A 405-nucleotide genomic window follows, 5' to 3' on the forward strand; every position below is an offset into this window, starting at 1 on the left:
GATTCCCAGCGGTCGGCCGAAAGAAAATCACAGCCGCCTTCGACGGGGGACGGCTGACTTCGGACGGTGGGGTTTTGCTGCTGGCCCAGGCCGAACGCGAGCTGGATATCTGCAGGCAGCTTGCCGCTTGCATTGCCGATCCGCGCGATCCCTGTCGTGTGATCCATAAACTGGATGATATCCTGCGGGCGCGGGTTCTGGCGATTGCCTGCGGCTACGAGGACGCCGACGACCTTGATGCCCTGCGCGACGATCCGGGCTTTCGCCTGGCGCTGGGCAAGCTGCCGGGTTCGGGCGCCGGCCTGGCGAGCCAACCGACGATGAGCAGGTGGGAGAATGCACCGACCACGCGCGAGCTGGCGCGCATGATGGCAGCGATGGTCGGCATCTATTGCGGCAGCTACC

At 65.4% G+C, this 405-nt stretch carries 1 protein-coding gene; it reads left to right on the forward strand.

What is annotated here, in order from left to right:
* Positions 1 to 405 (forward strand): transposase (locus ACYPYD_RS22765; RefSeq protein WP_459665692.1); only part of this gene is annotated, 405 nt, incomplete at both ends.

The sequence above is a fragment of the Novosphingobium sp. 11B genome, assembly GCF_054589055.1.